We start from the raw sequence: 25051 nt of genomic DNA on the forward strand, positions 1-25051 counted from the left end.
CACATGGGCGTGCTTGGCAACACTGGAATGAAACTCATGCCGCAACCCTTGCGGCGTTCCCCCAGACCGGCGTGCGCCAGGCGGGGTGTGCCTCGGTGCGGCCCTCCACCACGTCGAAATAGGCCTGCTGCAGCGCACGCGTCACTGCGCCCGGCGCGCCGGAACCGAGGGCGAGGCGATCGAGGGACAGGATCGGCTGCACCTCGTAGCCGGAGCCGCACCAGAACGCCTCGTCGGCGGCGTACACCTCGTGGCGGTCGATCGGGCGCTCGTGCACCACGATGCCGCGATCGCGGGCGAGCGTGATCACCGTCTCGCGCGTGATGCTCTCGAGGATGTCGGAGGAGACGTCGGGCGTGTGCAACGCGCCGTTCCGCACCATGAAGAAGCAGGCGCCGGAGCCTTCCGAGACCTTGCCGCGATCGGTGAGCATCAGCACGCCCTGGTAGCCGTTCCGCCGCGCCTCGAGCTCGGCCGCGCGGTTGTTGATGTAGTTGCCGGTGGCCTTCACCCGCGGCGGCATGGCGTTGTCGGACAGGCGGGCATAGGTCGAGACGGCGACGTGAACGCCCTCGGTCACGGCCTTCGACCGTGGCCGCGGCACGGCACCGCAGACGAGGCCGACGGGGCCGGTGGCGGCCAGCTCGTCATCACCATCGAGGAAGGCGATCATCCGCAGGTGGATGTTCTCGCGAAGACCGTTGGCGCGGACCATCGCCAGCAGCGCATCCTCCATGAACGCCTTCTCGAACACAGGGTCGAGCCGCATCACCCGCATGCCGTAGCGAAGGCGCTCGAGATGCTCATCGAGCCGGAACACGTAGAGGTCGTTCCGCTCGGCGTTCCAGTAGGCGCGCAGGCCCTCGAACACGCCGGCGCCGTACTTCACGGCGCCCGAGAAGGCATGGACGAAGCACTGGTCATACGGCACGACGCGGCCGTTGAGTGACATCATCGCGGCCGTCGGTGTCGGCATGGCGCCTGTTCCCTTATTGCAACGTCTCGAGAAGCCCGAGCATCAGCGCAGCACGGCCCGCGAGATCCTGCCAGAGGATATGCTCATGGTCGGCATGCGCGCCCGCCCCGGTGCAGCCGAGGCCGTCGAGCGTCGGCACGCCAAGGGCCGCGGTGAAATTGCCGTCCGACCCGCCGCCGCGATGCTGCTTCGGCAACGCGAGGCCGAGGCGGCCGGCGATCGCGGCGGCCTGGGCGTAGAGGGCGAGGTTGGTCGGGTTCTCGGCGAAGGGCGGGCGGTTCATGCCCCCCGTCACCGTCACGGTGCATCCTTCCGTCACGGCGTGAAGGCCGAGGATGGCCGCCTCCATCCGCTCGCCATCCTCGATGGTGGCGACGCGGAGGTCGATCTCGCACTCGGCCTCGGGGGCGATCACGTTCGGCCGCGTGCCCCCGCTGATCGGCGCCACGTTCGTGGTGATGCCGCGCGCGGGGTCGACCATCGCGTTGATGGCGAGGATCTGGTGCGCAAGCTCCACCACGGCGGACCGCCCGTCCTGGAAGTTGCCCCCCGAATGCGCGGCCACCCCCTTGATGCGCATCACGAAACGGCCGACGCCCTTCCTCGCCGTGACCACCGCCCCGCCTGGGCCAGCCGGTTCGGGGATCAGCACATAGGCGCTCGCGCGCGCCTCCGCCTCGATCAGCGCGCGGCTGGTGGGGCTTCCCACCTCCTCGTCGGGCGTCAGCAGCAGCGTGACGGGAAGCTTCGTCGCCACCTTCTGGGTGAGCAGCGAGGTCACGGCATGCCAGGCGAGGTAGCTGCCCGCCTTCATGTCGAAGATGCCGGGCCCGTGCGCGCGGGCGCCATCGACGCGAAACGGCATTGTGGCGAGCGTTCCCATCGGCCAGACCGTGTCGAGATGCCCTGCAACCAGGATTCCCCTGCCCCCCTCCGGCCCGATGCGGGCGCGGAGATTATCGGCATAGCCGTCACGGCCCGGGATTCGGGTCACGGCAGCGCCGGCTTCCCGCAAACCTGCCTCCGCCTTGTCGACCAGGCGGTTGACCGCGGCGGCATCGTCGGTCGGGGTTTCCGTCTCCACCCATGTCCGCAGGCCGGCCAGGATCTGTTCTGACGAGCCTGGGTCGGTGCGGGGTGTGTCGGCGGTCATCGTTTTTCGGCTCCGAACGTCGGATGGTGAGGCTTCGTTCATGACGTGTTGCAAAACTGTTCCAGGGTGCGCGGCCATGGAACGCTTGTCCAGCAAGGCACCCGTGGGCTACTGTGCCGATGCTGCGATGCAGCAGCCGCCGCGAGGCGAAGAGGAAAGGCTGAGTGACGATGAGCGTTATGGTCGGTAATGGCTTCATCTTCTTCGAGGATCTCGTCGAAGGGATGGCTGCCTCCTTCTCCCGCACCGTGACGGAGAGCGACATCGTCCTCTTCGCCGGCGTCTCGGGGGACATGAATCCCGTGCATCTCGATGCCGAATATGCGGAAAAGACCGTGTTCAAGGGCCGAATCGCCCACGGCATGCTCTCGGCCGCCTTCATCTCGACGGTGCTCGGCACGAAGCTGCCCGGGCCCGGCACGGTCTATCTGGCACAGTCGCTGAAGTTCAAGGCGCCGGTGCGCATCGGCGATACGGTGACGGCGACGTGCGAGGTCGTCTCGCTCGACATCGACAAGAAGCGCGCGACGCTGCGCACCACCTGCACCGTCGGCGGCAAGGCCGTCGTCGAGGGCGAGGCGGTGGTGATGGTGCCGTCGAAGGCTGCTGTCCAGGCGGCAGCCGCCTGATCCTGGCTGATTGACCAGAGCGGGCGGCGGCCCTAGAGCGGTTCCCACATGTGTGGAAACCGCTCTCGGTTATTTTGGCGAGCGTCTTCACGCATACGGCTGGTTCTAGCCGTATGCGATCTGCTCTAACCGTCGCCCGGCATGCGCGTCCTCTCCGATCTCAACGACATTCCGGCCGAGGCCCGTGGCGCGTCGATCGCGCTCGGCAATTTCGATGGCGTTCATCGCGGCCACGCAGTGGTCGTCGATGCCGCCGCATCGCATGCCCGCAGGCTTGGCGCCCCCCTCGCGGCGCTGACCTTCGAGCCACATCCGCGCCAGGTCTTCCGCCCGGATGACCCGCCCTTCCGCCTGACGCTCGCGGAAGCCAAGGCGGACGCGCTCGCCTCCCTCGGCGTCCAGCTCCTGGTCTCGGTACCGTTCGACACGGCGTTCAGCCGCATCACGGCGGAGGCCTTCGTGCGCGACATCCTCGGGGCGCGCCTCGGTGCGGCGCATCTCGCCTGCGGCCCCAATTTCCATTTCGGCCATCGCCGCGGCGGCGACCCCTCGCTGCTGCGGTCCCTCGGCATCACGCTCGGCATCGGCGTCACGGTGGTGGAGAAGACGGCCGGCGAGGGCGGGCTGTCGCTCTCCTCCACCGCCGTCCGCCACGCGCTGGCCGAAGGCGACACGGCGCGCGCGGCAGCCATCCTCGGCAGGGCGTGGGAGATCCGAGGCGTGGTGCAGCGGGGCGAGCAGCTTGGCCGCACCCTCGGCTTTCCCACCGCGAACATCCCGCTAGGCGATCACCTCGCGCCACGGCTCGGCATCTATGCCGTGCGCGCGGGCATCGAGGATGGCGCAGGCGGCGTTACCTGGCACGATGGCGCCGCGAGCCTCGGCCTTCGTCCGACCGTGAACCCGCTGCCCGAACCGCTGCTGGAGGTGTTCCTGTTCGACTATGCGGCCGATCTCTACGGGAGGCGGATGCGCGTGCAGCTCAAGGGCTTCCTGCGTCCGGAGGCGAAGTTCGACAGCCTGGAGGCGTTGGTCGCGCAGATGCACGCCGATTGCAGCGCCGCCCGCGCGGTGTTGGCGGCATGAGCACGACCACCGCCTGGATCCTGCTCGTCCTCGCCGGCATCCTCGAGATCGCCTGGGCGATCGGATTGAAGCTGTCGGATGGGCTGTCGCTCAGGAAACCGCTCGAAACCGGGCTCACGGCAACCGCGATCGTGGCCAGCATGGTGCTGCTCGCCACCGCCGCGCGTGGGCTGCCGATCGGCACGGCCTATGCCGTCTGGGTCGGGATCGGGGCAGCGGGAACGGCCATCGCCGGCATGATGCTGCTCGGCGAACCCGCCACCGCGGCGCGGATGGGGGCAATTGCCACCATCGTCGCGGGTGTCGTCGCGCTCAAGCTCGTGTCCTGACCGTCCGTTCCGGCATTTGACCCCCCGCATTTGACCGGTCGGGGCCGGTTCGGTATCGCTTCGGCATGGCGCGGGCGCAGCAGAGCCGAATTACGCGCCCGGCGTCCTGAACGGGCGCCGGGACCACGAGACCGCGACCGCCCGCGCGCCCGCATGCGCGCGCCTGACACAGAAGAGTTCCCGATGACCGACGCCGCCAAGCGCGACTACCGCGACACCGTGTTCCTGCCGAACACTCCCTTCCCCATGCGCGGCGACCTGCCGAAGCGCGAACCCGCCCTGCTGGCGCGGTGGGAGAAGCTCGGCATGTGGGAGAGGCTACGGAAGGAAGCGGCAGGCCGGCCAAAGTTCATCCTCCATGACGGCCCGCCCTACGCCAACGGCAACCTCCATATCGGCCACGCGCTGAACAAGATCCTGAAGGACGTGGTCAACCGCGCCAAGCAGATGGCGGGCTACGACGCCAACTACGTGCCGGGGTGGGACTGTCACGGCCTGCCGATCGAGTGGAAGATCGAGGAGCAGTACCGCGCCGCGGGCAAGGACAAGGACGCGGTCGACCCGATCGTGTTCCGCGCCGAGTGCCGCGCCTATGCCGAGCATTGGCTGTCGGTCCAGCGCGAGGAGTTTGCGCGCCTCGGTGTCGCCGGCGACTGGGCGAACCCCTACGCGACGATGCATTTCCGCTCCGAAGCCGTGATCTTCCGCGAGATCGGCAAGTTCCTGATGAATGGCGGCCTCTATCGCGGCGCCAAGCCGGTGCTGTGGAGCCCGGTCGAGAAGACCGCGCTGGCCGACGCGGAGGTCGAGTACCACGACCACAAGTCCACCACGATCTGGGTGCGCTTCCCCATCGTGACCGCCACGGCCCCCGACCTTGCGGGCGCGGCCATCGTGATCTGGACCACCACGCCCTGGACGATGCCGGGCAACCGCGCGGTCGCCTATGGCGCCGACATCGACTACGCCCTCGTCGCGGTCGAGGGCGTTGCCGAGGGGTCGCGCGCCAGGGTGGGCGAGCACGTCCTCATCGCGCTCGCCATGCTGCCCGATGTCGCGAAACAGGCCGGCATCACCCAGCACGTGGTGCGCCGCGTGCTGAAGGGCGCTGACCTCGCCGGTACCGTCTGTGCGCACCCCCTCCGCGGGCAGGGTTATGATTTCGACGTCCCCGCCCTGCCGGGAGACTTCGTCACGACCGAGGCCGGCACGGGGTTCGTGCACATCGCCCCCGGCCATGGCGAGGATGACTGGCATCTGGGCCAGGCCAACGGGCTGCCGACGCCCGACACGGTGGGGCCCGACGGCACCTACTTCGCCCATGTGCCGCTGTTCGCGGGCGTGCATGTCTACAAGGCGGCCGACCCGGTCTGCGCGGCGCTGGAGGCAGCCGGCGGGCTGCTCGGCCGCGGCATCCTCGTCCATTCCTACCCGCATTCCTGGCGGTCGAAGGCGCCGCTGATCTTCCGCAACACGCCGCAATGGTTCATCGCGATGGACGGGGCGCATGGCGTGCGCGCGCCGGCACTCGCCGCGATCGAGGAGACGCGCTTCGTCCCCGCCCAGGGGCAGAACCGGCTGCGCTCCATGATCGCGCAGCGGCCCGACTGGTGCGTCAGCCGCCAGCGCGCCTGGGGCGTGCCCATCGCCATCTTCGTCGACAAGCGCACCGGCGAGCCCTTGCGCGACCAGGCGGTGATCGACCGCATCGCCGAGGCCTTCGCACGCGACGGTGCGGATGCGTGGTGGACCACCCCGCCCGCCGTCTTCCTCGGCAACGATCGCAACCCCGATGACTACGAGCAGATCCGCGACATCGTCGAGGTCTGGTTCGAGAGCGGCTCGACGCATGCCTTCGTTCTCGAAACCAACCCAGGCCTCGCCTGGCCGGCCGATCTCTACCTCGAAGGCTCCGACCAGCATCGCGGCTGGTTTCATTCCTCGCTGCTGGAAGCCTGCGGCACGCGCGGGCGGGCGCCCTACAACGCGGTGCTCACCCATGGCTTCGTGCTCGACGAGCAGGGCCGGAAGATGTCGAAGTCGCTCGGCAACGTCACCGCCCCGCAGGAGGTGACGGCCCAGTACGGCGCCGACATCCTGCGCCTCTGGGTCATGGCGTCGGACTACACCGAGGACCTGCGCATCGGCCCCGAGATCCTGAAGCAGCAGGCGGAGCTCTATCGCCGCATCCGCAACACGCTGCGCTGGCTGCTCGGCGCCCTCGAAGGCTTCGCGGAGGAGGAGCGCGTCGACTTCGCCGCGATGCCGGAGCTCGAGCGCTGGGTGCTGCACCGCCTGTCGGAGCTCGACACCCGCGTGCGTGCCGCGACCGACGGCTATACCTGGACCGGCGTGTTCGCCGAGCTGCACCAGTTCTGCGCGACCGACCTTTCGGCCTTCTATTTCGACGTGCGCAAGGACGCCCTCTACTGCGACAGGCCCGACAGCCTGCGGCGGCGTGCGGCGCGCACGGTGCTCGACCACCTGTTCCACTGCCTCACCGCCTGGCTTGCCCCGGTGCTGGTGTTCACGGCGGAGGAAGCCTGGCTCGCGCGGTACCCGTCGGAGGACGGCTCGGTGCATCTCCGCCTCTTCCCCGAGGTGCCCGCCGCGTGGCGGGATGAGGCGCTGGCGGCGAAGTGGGCGCGCATCCGCGAGATCCGCCGCGGCGTGACGGGCGCGATCGAGAAGGAGCGGGCCGAGGGCCGGATCGGCGCAAGCCTGCAGGCCGCCCCCGCGCTGCACCTGCCGGAGGCCGATGCGCCGCACCTCACCGCCGAGGGCTGGGCCGAGGTGGCGATCACCTCCGGCCTCACGCTCTCGACCGAGCCTGCACCTGCTGGCGCCTTCAGCCTCGATGGGCTTCCCGGCATCGCCGTGGTGCCGGCCAAGGCGCCGGGCCTGAAGTGCGAGCGGTGCTGGAAGGTGCTGCCCGAGGTCGGCACGCATGATGACCACCCGGGCCTCTGCGACCGCTGCGCCGATGCGGTGCGTTCGGGGCTGACGGCACGGCGCGAAGCGGCGTGACGAGCGGTTCGTGAACCCACGGCTCCGCCTCGGCCTGCCGGTCGCGCTCGTCCTCCTGGTCGCCGACCAGGTCACGAAGTGGTGGATCCTCGAGATCGTGCGGCTGCCCGAGGTCGGGCGCATCGTGATCACGCCCAACTTCAACCTGACGATGGTCTGGAACCGCGGCGTCACCTTCGGCCTGCTGGCTGGGACTGCCTGGTGGCACCCCTATGTGCTGGCGGGCATCGCGCTCGCCGTCGCGGTGGCACTCGCGGTGTGGATGACACGGGCGGAAAACCGGCTGGTCGCGGTCGCCCTGGGTCTTGTCCTCGGCGGGGCGGTGGGCAATGTGATCGACAGGGTGCGCTTCGGTGCCGTGGTCGATTTCGTGGACCTGCACGCCTTCGGCTGGCACTGGTATGTGTTCAACGTCGCCGACAGCGCGATCGTGATCGGGGTGGGGCTGCTGCTTGCGGATGCCTTGCTCCGGCCAAGGTCAGAGGGTAACGAGACGCGATGAAGTCCACTCGCCCTATCCGCGTCGCTGTCCTGGCCGGTGCCTGTGCGCTGGCGGTCGGCTGCGGCGAGAACACGGCCAAGACCTTCGGCCTCGCACGCGACCCGCCGGACGAGTTCCAGGTGGCCACCCGCGCGCCGCTGACCGTGCCACCCGACTTTGCGCTGCGCCCGCCGCGCCCCGGTGCGCCCAGGCCGCAGGAAGGCCCGACGCGCGAACAGGCTGCAGCGGTGCTGGCCGGCCGCCAGGGCGTCGTCGTCGGCTCCGCCGCGCCGACCGGCGGGCCCAATTCGCGTGGCGAGAGTGCCTTGCTCGCCGCCGCCGGTCCTGCCCCGCCGGCAGGCGTGCGCAACACGGTGGATGACGAGACCACCCTGCTCGACCGCACCTCGCGGGGGTTCACCGACCGCCTCGTGTTCTGGCGGACGCCGGAACAGCCCGGCGTGGTGCTCGACCCCGCCCGCGAACAGCAGCGGCTGCGCGAGAACGCCGCACTCGGCCGCGACCAGACGGTCGGCGACACCCCGATCATCCAGCGTCGCCGGCGGGGCCTGCTTGAGGGTATCTTCTGAGGCCGGATTTCCGGGCCGAGCTTGGCCCCGTCGCCGCGGGTGATCGGCATCGCCACGCTGCTCGTCCGCCCCGCCAGGGTTGGCGCGCCAGGCTGCTTCGCGACCGCCGCATGCGGTGAGGCAACCGGGCAACACAGGGAGGGAGGAACCGATGATCACGCACAGCAGCACCCTCCTGATCAACAAGACGCGCGGGCTGAAATTCACGGAGAGCCCGCGCTGGCACGACGGCAAGCTGTGGTTTCTCGACATCCATGACAGGCGGATCAAGACCGCGGATCTTGAGGGGCGGGTCGAGACGGCCGTGGAATTGCCATTCATCCCGAATGCCTTTGGATTCCGGCGAGACAACAGTCTCCTGGTTGGCAATGCGATGCAGCGACACATCCACCGCTGGGACGGAACGGCGCTGTCACCGTTCTCCGATCTCGCCGATATCACGACCTTCTGCCTGAGCGATGGGATCGTCGATGCCGGGGATCGGATGTACGTGGGGGATATCGGCTATGACTTCTTCGATCCCACGGCCCAGCCGGTCGACACCTGCGTGATTGCCTGCGTCGATCCCGATGGACGCACACGGGTTGTCGCCGACGGCCTGCACTTTCCGAATGGGATGGTGATCACGCCCGACGGCAGGACATTGATCGTTGGCGAGACCATGGGTCACCGCCTGACGGCGTTCGACATCGAGGCCGACGGATCGCTCGCCAATCGGCGCATCCATGCGCAGCTGCCCGCTGGCGTTAGTCCCGATGGCATTGCGCTTGATGCAGAAGGTGCGGTGTGGCTTGCCAATCCTGAAGGCGATTTCGGTGCATTGCGGGTCCGAGAAGGCGGCGAGATCCTCGAGCGGGTGGACATGGATACGGAGTGCTACGCGGTGATGCTTGGAGGGCCGACACGTCAGCACCTCTTCATCTGCGGCTCTGACTCCCACGATCCGACCGAGATCGCGCGGACCCCAAGCGCCACCATCCGGGTCGTTGACGTCGCGGTCCCGGGGGCCGGCATTCCCTGAGTGTCCATCCGGAAACACCGGTCCGCGGAGAGGATGGCGTGCAACGCCCTCTGGACGAGTTTCAGATCGAAGCCAGACGGCGGCGGCAAATTTATCTGGTAGTCTATCGCCTTACCGCGGCGGCAAACTGCTTCACGTCTGGCGGCACCACCCTGGCAGGCGCAGCGTCCCGCGCCATTTCTCTGGGCGAAGGGGACCTCATCGCATGACCGACATCCGCGACGCTGACCACATCGAACGCCGCACCCTGCTCGCCGCCGGCGCCGCCGGTGCAGCCCTGGCCGCCCTGCCGGCCCTCCCGGCGCTGGCCCAGGCCACGACGCAGGCGACCACGCCATCGCCCGCGGGAAGCGTGTTCGGGGCCGAGACCTTCACGCTTGCCAACGGGATGAAGGGCGTCGTCATCCCCATGTCGCGCGCGCCGGTCGTCGCTCACATGGTGTGGTACCGCGTCGGTGCGGCCGACGAGACCACCGGGCAATCGGGCCTGGCGCATTTCCTCGAGCACCTGATGTTCAAGGGAACCACCACCCTCCCCGCCGGCCAGTTCAGCCGGCGCGTCGCCCGCGAGGGTGGTCGCGACAACGCCTTCACCGGCCATGACTACACCGCCTATTTCCAGCAGGTCGCGGCCGATCGCCTCCCCCTCGTCATGGGCATGGAGGCCGACCGGATGACCAACCTGCTGCTTGACGAGAAGGACATCGCGCCAGAGCGCCTCGTGGTGATCGAGGAGCGGCGGCAGGTGGTGGACAACAACCCGCGCTCGCGCTTCCGAGAACGGCTTCAGAATGCCTTCTTCGTCAACCACCCCTACGGCCGCCCCATCATCGGCTGGGAAAGCGAGATCCGCGCGATCACGCGCGACAACCTCCTCGCCTTCTACCGCCAGCACTACCGGCCCTCGAACGCGATCCTCGTCGTCCAGGGCGCCGCGGACACCGAGGCGGTGCGACGCATGGCGGAGGACACCTACGGCCGCGTCACCGGTGGCCCGGCGCCGGAGCGCGCACGCCCGCAGGAGCCCCCACCCCTCGGCACCCGCCGCGTGACGGTGCGTGACGCCCGCGTGCGGGAACCCTCGCTCTCCCGTATGTACCCGGCGCCCTCGGCACGCGCCGACCAGGGCGTGGCGGACGCGCTCGACGTCGCCGCCCACGTCCTCGGCAGCGGGCCGTCCTCGATCCTCTGGAAGGCACTGGTCGACAGCGGCCTCGCGGCCTCCACCGGCGCCTGGTACGGCGGCGACACGGTCGACCAGACCGAGTTCGCCCTCTCCGCCGCCCCCCGCCCCGGCGTCGCACCCGAGCGCGTTGAGGCAGCGCTGGACGAGACCATCGCCAAGGCGGTGCAGGCCGAGGTGGCGGGCGAGCAGGTCGAGAGTGCGATCCGCCAGCTCACCGCCGGGGCCGCCTTCGCGCGCGACAGCCTGATGGGCGGGGCGCGCACGATCGGCGCGGCGCTGACCGTTGGCCTGCCGATCGAGAGCGTCGAGGCCTGGCCCACCCGCATCCGCACCGTGACGCCCGAGCGCGTGACGGCAGCCTTGCGCGCCGTGCTGAAGGAGGAAGGCTCCATCACCGGCTGGCTCCTCCCGGCAGAGGGGAACCGCTCGTGACCGGCCAAGGGAGCGGCTGGTCGGTTCCGGTCCAGACCATCACCTCGCCCGGCGGCATCCGCGCCTGGCTGATCGAGGACCGTTCGGTTCCCGTCGTCTCCCTCTCCTTCGCGTTCAAGGGCGGGTCAGCGCTCGACCCGGCCGGGAAGGAGGGGCGTGCCACGCTCGCCGCCGCCCTGCTCGACCAGGGGGCGGGGGAGCTCGACACCGCTGCCTTCTCGACCGCGCTCAGGGATCGTGCCGTGAGCATCTCCTTCGGCGCGGGGCGTGACGAGTTCACCGGTTCCGCCCGCATGCTGGCCGAGGAGACCGGCTTCGCGGCCGAGATGCTGGCGCTGGCGATGACGAAGCCGCGCTTCGACGGCTCCGCCATCGCGCGGGTGAAGGCGGGCCGTGCCATCGCTCTCCGCCGCGAGGCGGAGGACCCGCGCTCGATCGCCTCCCGCGCCTGGTGGGAACGCTCCCTCTCCCCCCACCCCTTCGCGCGCCCGCCAGGCGGCACCGAGGCAGCCCTCGCCGTCCTCGCCCGCGATGACCTGACGGTCGCGATCGCCGACCAGCTTCGTCGCGGCTCCCTGATCGCCGCGGCCTCTGGCGCGATCGATGGGCCCGGGCTCGGCCGGCTTCTCGATGCCGCCTTCGGCGCCGTGCCGGCGGGCGACGCGGCGGCGGTGGCCCCGATGCCGGAGCCCGCGCGGTTCGGTGTGGCGCTGGTCGAGCGTGACGCCCCGCAGGCCGTGGCGATCTTCGGCCATGGCGGCCCCTCGCCCGACGACCCTGACTGGGAAGCCTGCCAGGTGGTGAACTGGATCCTTGGCGGCGGCGGGTTCTCGTCACGCCTGACCGAGGAGATCCGCGAGAAGCGGGGGCTGACCTACGGCATCGGCACGCAGATCGCGCCGTTCGCGGGCCGCAGCCTGGTGCTCGGCTCGGTCAGCACCGAGAACCCGCGCTTCGGCGAGACGCTGTCGCTGCTGAAGGCCGAGTGGGCGCGGATGGCCGAGACGGGCCCGACGGCGGAGGAGGTCGAAAACGCCAAGGCGTTCCTGACCGGCAGCTTCCCGCTCGGGTTCACGAGCACGGGCCAGATCGCCGGCACGCTGGTGGCGTTGCAGTCCCTCGGCCGGCGGCCTGAGTGGCTGGGCAACCGCATCGCCCGCGTCCAGGCCGTGACGCTGGCCGACGCGCAGCGGGCGGCTCGGCGCCTGCTCGATCCTGCCGCGCTGTCGGTGTCGGTGGTGGGACGGCCGGCGATCTGATCGCCCCCCGGCGGCGGGCGGCGGCTTCGCCGCCTTGGCTCGCCGCAGGGGCGGCACGCCCCGGAAGTGAGCGGAGCGAGGCTGAGGGGCAACCTCATGCGTCGCGCGCCTGGACACGACCCCATCAAGCCCTCCTCACGCGGCGCTGGCATCGCCGCCGTGCCCGTTGCAGAATGGTGACGAATCCGGCGCCTTCAGGCCGGACACACGGGCCGAGGAGCCTCCATGTCGCGTGCGGCCTGCCGCTGCGGCCTTTGCTGCATCACTCCGCCGATGATGCTCGAAAACATCGCCGCGCGCGCCAAGCGCCCCTCGCTGAAGCGCTGGGCCGAGGATACGCTCGCCGTCACGCGCAGCCTCCGCGAAACCCGCCTCGCCGCCTCGGCGCCTGACCCTGAGCCCGAGCAGGCCGCCCGGAAGCGCGCGGGCGGCAGGCAGCGGGCCGTCTATTCCGCCCGGCAGGGCCAGTCGCTGCCCGGCACGCTGATCCGCCCCGAAGGCGCCCCGCCGACGGGAGACGCAGCCGTGGACGAGGCCTTCGAGGGCGCGGGCACCACCTACGATTTCTTCAAGTCGGTGTTCGGCCACGCCGGGCTCGACGGCGCCGACATGCGGATGGTCAGCACCGTCCATTACGGCCGCGGCTATGACAACGCGTTCTGGAACGGCAGGCAGATGGTGTACGGCGACGGGGATGGCGAGGTGTTCCTCCGCTTCACCCGCAGCCTCGACGTGATCGCGCATGAGCTTGCCCACGGCGTGCTCGAATTCACGGCCAACCTGGTCTACTGGGAACAGCCCGGTGCGCTGAACGAACATTTCGCCGATGTGATGGGCAGCCTGGTGAAGCAGTGGCACGCCAAGACCAAGGCAGCCGATGCCGATTGGCTGATCGGCGCGGAACTGCTCGGCCCCGAGGTGAAGCAGGCGCCCGGCATCGCGCTGGGCCTGCGCAGCCTGAAGGCGCCGGGCACCGCCTACGACGACCCGTTGCTCGGCCGTGACACGCAGCCGGCGCACATGCGCGATCTCTATCGCGGCGTGTCGGATTCGGGCGGGGTGCACATCAACTCCGGCATCCCCAACGTGGTGTTCCACCGCGTCGCCACCGGCTTCGGCGGCTATGCCTGGGAGAAGGCCGGCCGCATCTGGTGGCGCGCCTTCACCGAGAAGGGGCGGATGAGCCAGCGCGCCTCGTTCCGCGAGGCGGCGAAGGAGACGATCGAGGTCGCGGGCATCCTCTACGACGCGAAGGCAGCGAAACTCGTCGCCGCGGCGTGGGACAGCGTCGGCGTCGTGCCGACCGCCATCCGCAAGCCGAAGGTGGAGGCAGTGGAGGCGCCCCAAAAGGCGCCCCAGAAGGCGCCCCCAAAGACGCCACCCAGGAAAGTGCCACCGAAGAAGACGCCAGGGCCCAAGAAGGCGCCCCCGAAGACGACGACGCCGAAGAAAGCCCCGCCGAAGACGGCCCCGAAGAAGGCGCCGCTGAAGAAGCCGGCCCCGAAGAAGACCGCCCCCAAGCCGGCACCGAAACGGGCCCCTGCCCGCGCGGCCGCCGCCCTGCCGGCGCGCAGCGTGAGGGCAACGCGCCGTGGCTGAGCGCATCGCCTCCGTCACCATCGTCCGCACCGGCGGTGTCGGCGGCATGACGCGCCGGCGGACGGTCGATGGCGCCTCGCTCACCGACGCGCAGGCCAAGGCGCTCGCCGCCCTCGCGGGCTCGCCGCCGCGTCCACCGGCGCGCGGGGCCGACAGGTTCAGCTTCGCCATCACCCTTGCCTACGCGGGCGGTGCGACGCGCGAGCTCGCCCTGCCCGAGGATGCCGTGCCGGACGCGCTGGCCGACATCATCCGCTGAGCCGCCCTCCAGCGGGCGATTGACCTGCAACAACGCGCCGTGCCCGCCTGTGGCCCATCGTCCCCCACGCGTCATAACGACACCCGGGGGACGCCATGGCTTCGCCAGAGAGCTACATCCTGTTCAGCCAGACATCGCGGCCCTTCGGCACGCGTGACCTTTGGGGTCCCGAGGGCCTCCCAGGCGGCATCGCAGGGTCGGTGCCGGGGCTGATAAACGGCATCGTCACCGACGTGCCGCTCTCAGCCTTCGACGCGTTCCAGGGCACCGAGTTCGTCAGGGGCGACTGGGCGCTGTTCGACCTTGTCGCGGCCGGCCAGAGCGCGACGAGCGCGGCGCTGACGGGCGCGATCGACGCCGCCGCCGTCACGGCTGATGGAAGGGTCTTCGTCGCGCCGCCCGGGCCGCGGAACCCGCAGGTCGCCTTCGATGCCGACCCTTCCGGCGGCGTCTCGATCGTGCTGGCAGACCGCGACTGGAACGGCATCAAGAACGTCGAGGTGTTCCTGACCAACGCCGCGCTCGTTTATGACGGACCGGAACCGGACGTGTTCATCCGCAACGTCGTCGACGTGCGGGTGAAGCTCGGCGACAGCCTCGTAACCGAGGAAGGGCCACCACGCTACGCCTCGATCGTGATCGAGAACGTCAAGCGGGGCGAGATCGACGCCGCGGAACTCGGCCAGTTGCATGCAACGGTGTCCTTCGCCTCCAACGGCGAGGGCTGGGGCAACACCTTCGTCATCAAGGGCAACGGGAGCAGCATCACGCTGCTGCCAGGCGACTGGGCGGGTGGGACGACAGCACTCGACGGATTTCGCAACATCGTGAACGACGGCAGCCTTACGCACGTCGTCGTGACCATGGCCGGCGACAGCAGCTTCGACGCCCGCGCCGTGAAGGCGATGACGGACGTGCGCGCCGGCGAGGACGCCGGCTTCCTTTACGTCCGGTGGGACGGGATAGGCTACGATGCGAGCGACGCCGGCGACGCGCTGTCGGTCACCTTCGATGCGCTGGCGGCGCGCATCGACCTCGGCCTCCATCTCGCCCTGCCGGGGCCAGTGCCCGCGCTCGGGCCCGTGACACTGTGGCGCGACGGTGTCGTGATCGAAACGGTCAATCCGGCCTTCGTCGAGACCGTCCTCGACGTCGACCCCGGCACAGGGGAGCAGCGCCTCATCGTGACGGTCGACTGGCTTGCCTCGCGCAGCTTCGACACGATGACGATCGAGGGGCTCGGCAGTCTCGGCGCGCCGGTCGCGGAATTCGGTGGCGCGTTCCGGCCCAGATCGATCGTCATCGCCGAGACGCCCGGTCGGCTCACGGGCAGCGACGGTTCCGGCAGCCTGCTCGTGGCCGGGCCCGGCGTGAACGTGTTCCGCTACGCCTACGGCGACAACGTCGACACGATCTGGAACTTCGAGAGGGGCCAGGACGTTCTGGTGCTCGAGGCCGCGGCGGATGCGCGGATCTTCGAGACGGAAGACGGCACGGTGGTGTTGTTCGACAGCCCGTACAACCCTCCGTACGACCCGCCCATCGACGAACGCAACGGCATCACCCTCGTCGGTGTGCGTGACCTCGCCATCGGCACCGACATCATCTTCGCCTGAGGGGAACACGCCATGGCATCGTCAAACTACGTCCTGTTCAGCCAGACCTCGCGGCCCTCCGGCACGCGCGACCTCTGGGGGCCGACAGGACTTCCCGGCGGCACGGCGGGCTCCGTCCCCGGCCTGATCGACGGCGCGGCGGGCGCGTTTCCGCGCTCGGCATTCAATGCCTTCGGCGGAACCGAGTTCGTCCGGCCGGACTGGGCTTTGTTCGACTTCGCGCCGTTTGGCGAGACCGACGCCGAAGCCGTACTGACCGGCGCGATCTGGGCCGGTGGCCCTGAAGTTGGCGTCGTGTCCGATGGCCGCGTCTTCTCAGGCCCCGAGAGCGCCAGGAACCCGACCTTCACGACGATCGACCTGACGGTCTCTGGAACGGTGTTCCTCGGCCTGGCGGATGAGGACTGGAACGGCGTGAAGAACGTCGAGGTCGCCTTGACCAGCGCGGGCCTGAACGCCGACACGACGGTCGTCTCCGTGCGCAACATCGTGGATGTCCGCATCAGCATCGGTGACGATCCCCCGCCAGCCCAGCCGCCGATACCGCCGATCTTCACGGCCGAGGTGTACATCTCGAACGTCAAGCGCGGCGAACTCGATGCCAGCGCCTCGCCCTACCCTGTCCGTGCCAACATCAGCCTCACCTCGAACGGCCCTGACTGGGGAAACACCTTCGTGGTGGACGGCTCGGCGTTCGACGACAGCGTATGGATCCGGCGCGGCGACTGGAATGCGGAGAAGACGACGCTGGACGGCTTCAGGAACCTCGTCAACGATGGCCGATACAGCCTCATCGTGGCGGACCTCGGCGAGGGCAATGACCGGTTCGATGCCGGCCTGCTCTTCGACTTCGACGGGCCGATCGCGGGCAGCGCGCCGCTCGCACGCACCGACATCCGCCTGGGGCCTGATCGGGGGAGCGCGGATTTCATGCTGTCGGACGGCTTCGAGCTTTCTGACCGGTTCCTGCGAACAGCCTCCACGAGCGGCGACCGGCTGATCTGCTCCGACGGGCCGGACCTGATCCGTTACGCACGCGGTGATGGCACGGACCGGATCGATCGGTTCGATCCGGCAAGGGACCGGATCGTTCTCGAGGGGTTCGACCCCGCCGAAATCGCCGTGTTCGACGTCTGGCGCGCGGGTGACCGGCTCGGCCCCGCGGCACTCATCCTCTTCGACGTCGGCGATCTTCAGGCCGGTCTCAACGCCTACGCGACCAGCCAGGCGATCCTGGTCACCGACATGTCCGCGCCAGCGGTCTCATCCGCGTTGATCTTTGCGTGAGGGAATCCAGCATGTCGTCATCGTCGAGCTACGTCCTGTTCAGCCAGACCTCGCGACCCTTCGGCACACGTGACCTCTGGGGGCCCGCAGGGCTGCCAGGCGACACGGCGGGCGCGGTCGCGGGGCTGGTCAACGGCGTTGTCACGGACTTTCCGCTGTCCGCCTTCACCGCGTTCACGGGAACGGACGTGCGCCGGTCCGACTGGGCGCTGCTCGCGCTCGGCCCCACGGCCGATACCGCCGTCGGCGACGGGCGCGTGTTCGATGCGCCGGCGGGTCCCCGCAACCCTGAGGCGTTGCTTGCGCTCGACCCTGCCGCCGCCATCGTCGTGCAGCTGGCGGACGCTGACTGGAACGGCATCAAGAACCTCGAGCTGTTCCTCGGCGCTGAGGACATGGCCGATGGCCAGAATGGCATCTTCGGAGCGGTGATCACGCGCAACATCGTCGATGTCCGCGTGAAGATCGGAGACGGGCGCGCGGCACCCGAGGACCCCGTGGGGGGCGTCTACGTCGACATCGAGAACGTCAAGCGCGGCGAGATCGACGCGACCGAGTCACCGCACGCCGTCGCCGCGACAGTGACACTCACCTCGAACGGGCCAGGCTGGGGCAATACCTTCGCCGTGTTCGGCTCGGAGCATGGTGACACCCTCGCGGTCTGGCGGGGCGGGTGGGACGCACCGAAGACCACGCTCGACGGATTTCGCACCCTCGCGAATGACGGGCGGCACAGCCTCGTGGTGGCCGAGCTCGGCGCGGGGAATGACCGGTTCGATGCCGGACCGCTGATCATCACGGACAGCGAGGGCAACAGCTGGCAACGCGCCGAAGCCGTGCGCGCGCAAACCGACATCCGCATGGGACCCGACGGCGGGGGGCTGCGCATCCTGTCGGAGAGCTTCAGCCCGCCGGACTGGTACCCGCTCGATCCGTCCGCCCTCGGCATCTACCCGACGCGCGAGATGACCCTGTTCTTCGAGCCAGTCGAAGACCCAAACAACGCCGGGGAGTTCGTCTTTCCGGCCATCAGCTTCGACGCGACGTTCCTGCTGAACGGCAGGGTGGTTGCCGAGATGCGCCTCGAGGGACCTGGCGGCGATCAAGCGGGCACCGACTGGAGCGGCAATCCGGTCGCTGTCGTCCCGCTGTCCCTCGGCGGCCAGTTCTTCGACACACTGAGCCTCGCCTTCCTGCCGGGCAACGAGGCCGAGTTGCGAAGCTTCTCCCAGCCCGAAGGCATCTACGGCATCGACACGACCGGTGGTGATCGCGTCATCAGCTCGGATGGGGCGGACGTGCTCCGCTACGCCGCCGGCGACGGCGTCGACCGGGTGGAGCGGTTCGACCCGGTCCTGGATAGGATCGTGCTGGAAGGCATCGCGCGCGACAACGTCGTGGTGCTCGGCGGGGTCGGTGACTTCTCCGGCACCGGTCTCGGCTTCGGCGCGCTGGTCCTGACCGACCTCGCGAGCCTGCCACCGCCCGGCATGGGGCCAGGCACGATCGAGAACTTCGTGACCGACGCGGCGATCTTCCTGCCCGGCACCTCTGCAGCCGCGGTCGAGGCAGCGCTCATCTTCGCCTGAGGGCGACGCCCCGCGCGTCAACGGCCGCCTTTCTTTCGCCGCCGCGCGCCCCTATCTGCTGCGCCGCAGCAACAGGTGGACGGTGATGCAGGAAATCCTGACGGCGAGTGACACACACGGGCAGGACATCCGCGCACGCGCCGCGCGGTTCATCCTCGCCCCGCTCACGCAGCGCATCATCATCGCGCTCATCCTCGCCAACGCCGTGACGCTCGGGCTCGAGACGTCGGCGTCGATCATGGCGCGCTGGGGCGGCCTTCTCACCACGCTCGACCGCGCGTTCCTCTATGTCTTCACCGTCGAGATCGCGATCCGCATCTTCGCCTTCCGCGGCCGCTTCTTCCGCGACCCGTGGGGGGTGTTCGACCTCGTGGTCGTCGCCATCGCCTGGGCGCCAGCGACGGGGCCACTCTCGGTGCTGCGGGCACTGCGCGTGCTCCGCGTCCTCCGCCTCATCTCGATGGTGCCGCGGCTGCGCATCGTGGTGGAGGCGATGCTGCATGCCATCCCCGGCATCGGCGCCGTCGGGCTGCTGCTCGTGATCGTCTATTACGTCTGCGCAGTGATCGCGACGAAGCTGTTCGGCCCCTCGCACCCCGAGTTCTTCGGCACGATCGGCGAGAGCATGTACTCGCTGTTCCAGATCATGACGCTGGAAAGCTGGTCGATGGGCATCGTCCGCCCGGTGATGGAGGTCTCGCCCCATGCGTGGGCGTTCTTCGTACCGTTCATCCTGCTCACCACCTTCGTGGTGCTGAACCTGTTCATCGGCATCATCGTCGAGAGCATCCAGACGCTCAGGAAAGCGTACGACAAGGCGGAGGAGGACGCGGCAGGTGCATCGGCCGCGGCGGACGCCTCCGCCGCGCGCGCCGAAAGCCACAACGACGCGCAGGCCGTGCTGCGCGAGCTCCGCGCGCTGCGCGAGGAGGTGGCGGGGCTGAAGGCGGTGCTGGCGAAGCCCTGACCGCAGGGATAGTCGCCGCGGGGGTTCCTGAACGAGGCGGCCCGCGCTACAGCACGGTGCGAGGAGAGATGCGATGACACGCCCCAGACCGGTGATGCTGATCGTGCTCGATGGCTGGGGCTGGCGCGAGGACAGCGCCGACAACGCCGTTGCCCAGGCTCGCACCCCTCATTTCGATGCGCTCTGGGCCGCCTCGCCGCATGCCTTCCTCCGCACCTCCGGCGCCGATGTCGGCCTGCCGGAAGGGCAGATGGGCAACTCGGAGGTGGGCCACCTCAACCTCGGCGCCGGCCGCGTCGTGATGCAGGACCTGCCCCGCATCGATGCCGCGATCGCCGATGGCAGCCTCGCCACCATGGCCCCGCTGATGAGCTTCATCGCGGCGATGAAACAGTCGGGGGGCACCTGCCACCTCATGGGCCTGCTCTCGGCCGGCGGGGTGCACAGCCACCAGGAGCATGCGATCGCCCTTGCCCGCGTGCTCACCGCCTCGGGCATCCCCGTCGCCGTGCATGCGTGGACGGATGGGCGCGACACCGCCCCACGCTCGGCGCCGGCCTGTCTTGCCGCGTTCGCGCGCGCGCTGCCCGCCGGGGCGCATCTCGCCACCATCGGCGGCCGCTACTTCGCGATGGACCGTGACAACCGGTGGGAGCGTGTGGAGAAGGCCTGGCGCGCCATGGTGCTCGGCGAAGGCGGGCGGGTGACGAGTGCCGCCGCCGCCGTCACGGCCGCGCATGCGCAGGACGTCACCGACGAGTTCGTTCCCCCCGCCCCGATCGGCGACTACGCCGGCATGCGCAACGGCGACGGCATCCTCTCGTTCAACTTCCGGGCCGACCGTGTGCGCGAGATCCTCGCCGCCCTGCTCGACCCGGCCTTCACCGGCTTCGTCCGCCCGCGCGTGCCCAGCCTCGCCGCGGCGCTGGGCATGACCTCGTACAGCGAGGCCCTGGCCCCGCTGATCGCCACGCTGTTCCCGCCCCAGTCGATGGAGGACCTGCTGGGTGCCGTGGTCGCGCGCGCGGGCCTCACCCAGCTCCGCATGGCCGAGACCGAGAAATATCCCCACGTCACCTACTTCCTGAACGGCGGGGAGGAGGCGCCCTATGGCGGCGAACAGCGCATCATGGTGCCCTCGCCCAAGGTCGCGACCTACGACCTCCAGCCCGAGATGAGCGCGCCCGAGGTGACGGCGAAGGCGGTCGCGGCGATCCGCTCGGGCGCGTTCGACCTGATCGTGCTCAACTTCGCCAACGCCGACATGGTGGGCCACACCGGCAGCCTCGCGGCGGCGACGAAGGCGGTCGAGGCGGTCGATGCAGGGCTGGGCGCGATCGCCGCGGCGGTCGGGGAAGCTGGCGGGGCACTGCTGGTCACCGCCGATCATGGCAACGCCGAGCTGATGCGCGATCCGGCAACGGGCGGGCCGCACACCGCGCATACCCTCAACCCGGTTCCTGTCATGCTCGCGGGCGGGCCGGCGGGCGCAGGGTTGCGCAGCGGCAGGCTCGCCGACGTGGCGCCGACGCTGCTTGGCCTGCTCGGAATCCGCCAGCCTCCTGCGATGACCGGCCGAACCTTGCTGATCGGTGAGGTTCCTGGCGCTGTCGTGTCCGATGCAGCCGAGAGCGCGCCTTGATCCGGCACCTTCCGAACGCCTAACATCGAGCGTTGCGGCATGGGCATGGCGCAGTCGCCGCGCCCCACCGCGCAATCCCGGATGTGGTAATCCCGGTCTGGCGGGGCGGTCGTCGCCCTCATATGGGCCGCATGGCAATGGAACGGCGCATGAAGGTCTCGCTTCGGTCGGCGCTTCTCGGTGCAGGTGTCGCCTTCGCCGTCGGCATCACGGTGAACGGGCCTGTCGGCCGATATCTCCAGGGCCATCTCGGCCTCGCCGCCTTCGCGCAGGAAGGCAGCCGCGCGGAGACATATCGCCTGCTGTCGCTGTTCGGCGACGTGTTCGAGCGCATCCGCGCGGAATACGTCGAGCCGGTGACCGACCGTGACGTGATCGAGGCCGCCATCAACGGCATGCTCACCAGCCTCGACCCGCATTCCGGCTACATGAACCCGCGCAACTTCCGCGACATGCAGGTACAGACGCGCGGCGAGTTCGGGGGCCTCGGCATCGAGGTCACACAGGAGAGCGGCTACATCAAGGTCATCTCCCCGATCGACGAGACGCCGGCCGCGCGTGCCGGCGTGCGTGCCGGCGACCTCATCACCCATATCGACGGCCAGTCCACCCAGGGGCTGACGCTGAACGAGGCGGTCGAGAGGATGCGCGGGCCGCCGCGCACCGAGATCAAGCTCGGCATCCGCCGCGAGGGCTCTCCCCGCCCCATCGAACTCGCCATCACCCGTGACGTGATCCGCATCCAGTCGGTCCGCGCCAGGCTCGAGGGCGACGTCGCCTATATCCGCATCACCAGCTTCAACGAGCAGACCGATGCCGGCCTCCGCCGCGCCATGGCGCAGCTGCGCCAGCAGGCGGGCGGCAACCTCAAGGGCATCCTGCTCGACCTCCGCAACAACCCGGGCGGGCTGCTCGACCAGGCCGTGGCGGTGTCGGACGATTTCCTCGACCAGGGCGAGATCGTCTCCACCCGCGCGCGGCGGACGGAGGATGCCCAGCGCTACAACGCCAAGGCTGGCGACATCGCGCAGGGCCTGCCCGTGGTGGTGCTGATCAACGGCGGCTCCGCCTCGGCGTCGGAGATCGTCGCCGGCGCGATCCAGGACCATCGCCGCGGTATCGTCATCGGCACGCGGAGCTTCGGCAAGGGCTCGGTCCAGACGGTGATGCCGCTGCCGGGCAACGGTGCGATCCGGCTGACGACAGCGCGCTACTACACGCCCTCGGGCCGCTCGATCCAGGCCACCGGCATCGAGCCTGACGTGATCGTCGAGGCGCAGAAGGGCGACGCGCGGACAGAGGCGCGTGACCGCGAGGCGCAGCTGAACCGGGCACTCCGCAATGACGGGGGCAACGGCACCGCACAGCGTGCGGCACCGCCGGCGCTGCCCGCCGTGCAGCTTCCGCCGGGCTTCCTCGACAGTGCCGCGCAGGCCCCCGAGGCGCCGACGGGCGAGCAGACGACGCCCGCCCTGGTGTTTGGCGACCCGGCGCGCGACTTCCAGATGCGCAAGGGTCTCGACCTCGTGCGTGGCCTCGCCGCGATGCGCCGCGCCTCCAACTGACCCACCCGAAAGGCGCCGGGGACGGCAGGGCTGACGCCAGGATGTATCGTCCACCGCCGCGCTTCTCGACGGGCCTGAAGGCGCTCGCGCTGTTCTGGCTGGTGCTGCTCCTCGGCGGCGGCGCCGGCGGGGTGTGGCTGCACATGCTTGGGCCACCAGTTGAGCAGGTGGCGGCCGAGCCCGAACCGCCACAGCCGACCCCGGCAGAACTCGCCGCCGCCACCGCACCACCGCCGCCGCAGCTGCCGGCCCTCCCCCCCGTGATCTCGCCCGACACGCTCCGCGCCCCAGCCCCGGCGCCGGAGCCGGTGCGCGAAACCCCCGTGGCGAACCCCGACCCGGCGCTGCTCGAACGGCTGCGCGAGGGAGCGCTGCCGCGCGTGGCGGAGGATGGCCGGGCTGCCTGGCAGACCTACGCGCGCCCCTTCGACGGGGCTGACCGCAGGCCGCGCATCGCCGTGCTCGTCGCGGGCCTCGGCATCAGCGAATCAGCCACCGAAACGGCCATCCAGCGCCTGCCCGGCGCGATCTCGCTCGCCTTCTCGCCGTACGGCATCAGGCTCGCGGAGTTCGCCGCCATGGCGCGGGCCGACGGGCACGAGGTCCTCGTCGGCATCCCGATGGAGCCTGTCGGCTTCCCGTTGAACGACCCCGGCCCCCAGGCGCTGCTGACCAGCCTGCCCTGGGGCGAGAACAACCAGCGGCTGACCTGGGTGCTCTCGCGCTTCCCCGGCTATGTCGGCGCCACCAACGTGCTCGGCCCGACGCTGCGCGGCGAGCGGTTCTCGGCCAGCCCAGAGGCGATGCGCCCGATGCTCGAGGTGCTGCGCACGCGCGGGCTGCTGTTTGTCGAGGCCCGGCCGGGCGAGGCGGCGCCGGCGGGCCTGCCCGCCCGCGGCGTCGACATCCAGCTCGACGAACGGCCGATGCGGGCCGAAATCGAGGCGAGGCTCGCTGATCTCGAGCGGATCGCCCGCGAGCGTGGCGCTGCCCTCGGCCTCTCGGGCGCGAGCCCGCTTGCGCTCGACAGGCTCGGGGCCTGGGCCGCGGGCGTCGAGGCGCGCGGCTTCGCGCTCGCCCCCGTCACCGCACTCGCCGCCCCAGGTGGGCGCCAGGTGCAACGCTGAGGATCGCGCGGCCGTGAGCCTGCTGCCCTATCGCCGCAATGTCGGCGCCGTGCTGTTCAACGCGGCAGGCCTCGTGCTGGTCTGCCGCCGCGCCGACCTGCCGAATGCCGAGGGCGCGCCCGGCGGCTGGCAGCTTCCCCAGGGCGGCATCGACGACGACGAGGACCCAGGCACCGCCGTGCTGCGCGAGCTCGCCGAGGAGATCGGCACCGACCGCGCAGCGGTGATCGCCGAACACCCAGAGTGGCTGACCTACGACCTGCCCGCGCACCTGGTCGGCCGCGCCCTCGGGGGGAGGTATCGCGGGCAGATGCAGAAATGGTTCGCGCTCAGGTTCCACGGCACCGATGCCGACATCCGCCTCGACGCCGACCCGCATCCGGAGTTCGATGCTTGGCGCTGGGCGAGGCTGGCTGAGCTTCCCGCCCTCGCGGTCGACTTCAAGCGCGCGATCTACCTGCGCCTCGCCGCCGATTTCGCTCACCTCGCGGCCGCCTGAGGGCAGCGGGGAAGACAGGCGCGGTCCGGCGTGATCCACTTTCCCCTTCGCAGGGCGGAGGGTGGCATGGACGGTGATGCGGCAAGGGCGTTGGTGGAAGCGGCCGTGACGGCGGGACAGGAGAACTTCCTCGCGACCAGCCGTCGCGTTCCGCCGAACTTCCTTCTGATGGCAGAGCAGGCGCCCGCCACCTTCGCCGGCTACGGCCTGATGCGCGCCGCGGTGATGAAGGACCGCGACGAGGGCGGCGCGCTCGACCTCCGCACCAAGGAGCTCGTCTTCGTGCTGCTTGACGTTCTGGTGCTGAACGAAGGCGGCGCGATCGCACACATGGAGAACGCGATGCGCCTCGGTCTGACAGTGCCAGAGCTCGCCGAGGGGCTGACGCAGGTGCTGATGGTTGGCGGCATCACGACATGGAACCGCGCGGGTGCCGCGGTGATGCGGCGGGCGGTGGAGATCGCCGGGGCTGGGGGAACGACCCCGGGCGCCTGATCAACTCCGAGCCTGATCAGCCCACGAGCCGGATCAGCCCCGAGCCGGATTAGCCCCGGGCCTGGGACGCTGCACTCGTCGCGGCGGGCACAGGCTCGCCGGCACGGCGCTGCTCATCCACATGCGCGACCGCGAAGGCGAAACCGAGGGCTGCGATGCCGAGGACGAGGCTGAAGGTGCGCCGCTGGTCGAACGTATCCATCCACTGTTCCTCCCGCCGTGCTGTGTGCCCCAGGA

The 25051-nt window shown here is 70.0% G+C and carries 23 protein-coding genes; 20 read left to right on the plus strand and 3 right to left on the minus strand.

Features of this window, described 5'->3' with window-relative positions; genetic code table 11:
- Nucleotides 1-34: 34 nt before the first annotated feature.
- Both Q0C38_RS15565 and Q0C38_RS15570 read right to left on the minus strand, forming a co-directional pair.
- Nucleotides 35-976 (minus strand): branched-chain amino acid transaminase, encoded by a 942-nt coding sequence (locus tag Q0C38_RS15565; RefSeq protein ID WP_291298029.1) that lies wholly within the window; start codon nucleotides 974-976, stop codon nucleotides 35-37.
- Between the two features lie 13 nt (nucleotides 977-989).
- The gene (locus Q0C38_RS15570) at nucleotides 990-2129 is read right to left on the minus strand and encodes a M20 family metallopeptidase (protein WP_291298030.1); all 1140 of its coding nucleotides are present in this window, start codon (nucleotides 2127-2129) and stop codon (nucleotides 990-992) included.
- Between the two features lie 170 nt (nucleotides 2130-2299).
- Between Q0C38_RS15570 and Q0C38_RS15575 the strand changes: the two genes are divergently transcribed.
- From Q0C38_RS15575 to Q0C38_RS15670, 20 genes are all read left to right on the plus strand, one after another.
- Complete coding sequence (locus tag Q0C38_RS15575; protein WP_291298090.1) at nucleotides 2300-2758, plus strand: MaoC family dehydratase; 459 nt, start codon at nucleotides 2300-2302, stop codon at nucleotides 2756-2758.
- Between the two features lie 141 nt (nucleotides 2759-2899).
- Nucleotides 2900-3844 carry a bifunctional riboflavin kinase/FAD synthetase gene (locus tag Q0C38_RS15580; protein WP_291298031.1) on the plus strand — a complete coding sequence of 315 codons (945 nt, stop codon included), beginning with the start codon at nucleotides 2900-2902 and terminating at the stop codon, nucleotides 3842-3844.
- Entirely contained in the window at nucleotides 3841-4173 is a 333-nt protein-coding gene (locus Q0C38_RS15585) for a multidrug efflux SMR transporter (RefSeq protein ID WP_291298032.1), read from the plus strand. Before Q0C38_RS15580 ends, Q0C38_RS15585 begins: the two co-directional genes overlap by 4 nt.
- Before the next feature lie 183 nt (nucleotides 4174-4356).
- Nucleotides 4357-7200, plus strand: coding sequence for an isoleucine--tRNA ligase (ileS, locus tag Q0C38_RS15590; RefSeq protein ID WP_291298033.1), 2844 nt, complete (start codon nucleotides 4357-4359; stop codon nucleotides 7198-7200).
- A 10-nt stretch (nucleotides 7201-7210) separates the two neighbouring features.
- Nucleotides 7211-7702: a signal peptidase II gene (lspA, locus tag Q0C38_RS15595; protein ID WP_291298034.1), complete on the plus strand. Its 492-nt coding sequence runs from the start codon at nucleotides 7211-7213 to the stop codon at nucleotides 7700-7702.
- Nucleotides 7699-8271 (plus strand): DUF3035 domain-containing protein, encoded by a 573-nt coding sequence (locus tag Q0C38_RS15600; RefSeq protein ID WP_291298035.1) that lies wholly within the window; start codon nucleotides 7699-7701, stop codon nucleotides 8269-8271. Before lspA ends, Q0C38_RS15600 begins: the two co-directional genes overlap by 4 nt.
- Nucleotides 8272-8422: 151 nt before the next feature.
- Nucleotides 8423-9292 (plus strand): SMP-30/gluconolactonase/LRE family protein, encoded by an 870-nt coding sequence (locus Q0C38_RS15605; protein ID WP_291298036.1) that lies wholly within the window; start codon nucleotides 8423-8425, stop codon nucleotides 9290-9292.
- A gap of 205 nt (nucleotides 9293-9497) precedes the next feature.
- Nucleotides 9498-10910 carry a pitrilysin family protein gene (locus Q0C38_RS15610; RefSeq protein ID WP_291298037.1) on the plus strand — a complete coding sequence of 471 codons (1413 nt, stop codon included), beginning with the start codon at nucleotides 9498-9500 and terminating at the stop codon, nucleotides 10908-10910.
- Nucleotides 10907-12169, plus strand: a complete 1263-nt coding sequence (locus Q0C38_RS15615; RefSeq protein ID WP_291298038.1) for a pitrilysin family protein — start codon at nucleotides 10907-10909, stop codon at nucleotides 12167-12169. Before Q0C38_RS15610 ends, Q0C38_RS15615 begins: the two co-directional genes overlap by 4 nt.
- A 273-nt stretch (nucleotides 12170-12442) precedes the next feature.
- Nucleotides 12443-13768 (plus strand): M4 family metallopeptidase, encoded by a 1326-nt coding sequence (locus tag Q0C38_RS15620; RefSeq protein WP_291298039.1) that lies wholly within the window; start codon nucleotides 12443-12445, stop codon nucleotides 13766-13768.
- Nucleotides 13761-14027, plus strand: a complete 267-nt coding sequence (locus tag Q0C38_RS15625; protein ID WP_291298040.1) for a protealysin inhibitor emfourin — start codon at nucleotides 13761-13763, stop codon at nucleotides 14025-14027. The genes Q0C38_RS15620 and Q0C38_RS15625 overlap by 8 nt, the downstream gene beginning before the upstream one ends.
- Nucleotides 14028-14122: 95 nt before the next feature.
- Nucleotides 14123-15643 carry a hypothetical protein gene (locus tag Q0C38_RS15630; protein ID WP_291298041.1) on the plus strand — a complete coding sequence of 507 codons (1521 nt, stop codon included), beginning with the start codon at nucleotides 14123-14125 and terminating at the stop codon, nucleotides 15641-15643.
- Between the two features lie 12 nt (nucleotides 15644-15655).
- Nucleotides 15656-16930: a hypothetical protein gene (locus Q0C38_RS15635; protein ID WP_291298042.1), complete on the plus strand. Its 1275-nt coding sequence runs from the start codon at nucleotides 15656-15658 to the stop codon at nucleotides 16928-16930.
- An 11-nt stretch (nucleotides 16931-16941) separates the two neighbouring features.
- Nucleotides 16942-18519: a hypothetical protein gene (locus Q0C38_RS15640; RefSeq protein ID WP_291298043.1), complete on the plus strand. Its 1578-nt coding sequence runs from the start codon at nucleotides 16942-16944 to the stop codon at nucleotides 18517-18519.
- 85 nt (nucleotides 18520-18604) lie between these two features.
- Nucleotides 18605-19486, plus strand: a complete 882-nt coding sequence (locus Q0C38_RS15645; protein WP_291298044.1) for an ion transporter — start codon at nucleotides 18605-18607, stop codon at nucleotides 19484-19486.
- A gap of 73 nt (nucleotides 19487-19559) precedes the next feature.
- The gene (gene gpmI / locus Q0C38_RS15650; RefSeq protein ID WP_291298045.1) at nucleotides 19560-21128 is read left to right on the plus strand and encodes a 2,3-bisphosphoglycerate-independent phosphoglycerate mutase; all 1569 of its coding nucleotides are present in this window, start codon (nucleotides 19560-19562) and stop codon (nucleotides 21126-21128) included.
- A 149-nt stretch (nucleotides 21129-21277) separates the two neighbouring features.
- Complete coding sequence (locus Q0C38_RS15655; RefSeq protein WP_291298046.1) at nucleotides 21278-22693, plus strand: S41 family peptidase; 1416 nt, start codon at nucleotides 21278-21280, stop codon at nucleotides 22691-22693.
- A gap of 41 nt (nucleotides 22694-22734) precedes the next feature.
- Nucleotides 22735-23820 carry a divergent polysaccharide deacetylase family protein gene (locus tag Q0C38_RS15660; protein WP_291298047.1) on the plus strand — a complete coding sequence of 362 codons (1086 nt, stop codon included), beginning with the start codon at nucleotides 22735-22737 and terminating at the stop codon, nucleotides 23818-23820.
- A gap of 13 nt (nucleotides 23821-23833) precedes the next feature.
- Nucleotides 23834-24319, plus strand: coding sequence for an RNA pyrophosphohydrolase (locus Q0C38_RS15665; RefSeq protein ID WP_291298048.1), 486 nt, complete (start codon nucleotides 23834-23836; stop codon nucleotides 24317-24319).
- 66 nt (nucleotides 24320-24385) lie between these two features.
- Nucleotides 24386-24814, plus strand: coding sequence for a carboxymuconolactone decarboxylase family protein (locus tag Q0C38_RS15670; RefSeq protein ID WP_291298049.1), 429 nt, complete (start codon nucleotides 24386-24388; stop codon nucleotides 24812-24814).
- A 49-nt stretch (nucleotides 24815-24863) separates the two neighbouring features.
- Here the strand turns inward: Q0C38_RS15670 and Q0C38_RS15675 are convergent, their stop codons facing one another.
- On the minus strand, nucleotides 24864-25016 hold the full coding sequence (locus Q0C38_RS15675) for a hypothetical protein (RefSeq protein WP_291298050.1): 153 nt from the start codon (nucleotides 25014-25016) through the stop codon (nucleotides 24864-24866).
- Nucleotides 25017-25051: the final 35 nt, after the last annotated feature.

It is taken from the genome of Elioraea sp., assembly GCF_022842375.1.
Taxonomy (GTDB): Bacteria; Pseudomonadota; Alphaproteobacteria; order Acetobacterales; family Acetobacteraceae; genus Elioraea_A.